General features: G+C 64.5%; 1 protein-coding gene. It reads right to left on the reverse strand.

Annotated features, from left to right (window positions below; translation table 11 throughout):
* Nucleotides 1-33: 33 nt before the first annotated feature.
* On the reverse strand, nt 34-588 hold a 555-nt coding region (locus KIH27_RS22205), incomplete at its 5' end, for a transglycosylase SLT domain-containing protein (RefSeq protein ID WP_307856978.1).

The raw sequence follows: 588 nt of genomic DNA on the forward strand, positions 1-588 counted from the left end.
ACGCCGCCAAAAACGCCTCAACCTCCCCAGACATCAATAACCACCTCCAGCCGAACCAGGGTTGAACTGCGGCACTGACGCCAAATTGCGCCCATCAGCCGCAACCCGATACCGAGACATCACGTAGTTCATCGACGCGCAGACGTTGGCCACCGGGTCGTACAGATTCGTCGATGTTCCCGCCTGGTGATGGCGGGCAAACGTCTCCGGAATCACCTGCAACCCCCCACGCGACGCCCGGTTCGGATACCCGTCCGGGCCGGCCCCCGTGGAAATCTGAACATTATGGTCCCGCGGGTCCACGTTGACCGCCAGCGGATTGAACGTTGATTCCCTCGCCGCCGCGGTCATCAACCCCACCGTCCAGTTCCGGCGAGCCGCCGGATCACTGACCCCCATCACATCCAACGCCTCACCGATATACCGCGCGTAGGCATCCTTGCCGCCGGGAAAACGCTGCCGGTCATAGCGCACCGCATCCAACGGCAACGCCGACGCCGACGACACCGCACCCGTACCCGAATGCGCTCCCGCCAGCTGTGCGGAATGCTTACCCCCGCCGCCGCCGGGTTGGCCCAGTCCCGACAA

It is taken from the genome of Mycolicibacter acidiphilus (genome assembly GCF_018455725.1).
Classification (GTDB): domain Bacteria; phylum Actinomycetota; class Actinomycetes; order Mycobacteriales; family Mycobacteriaceae; genus Mycobacterium; species Mycobacterium acidiphilum.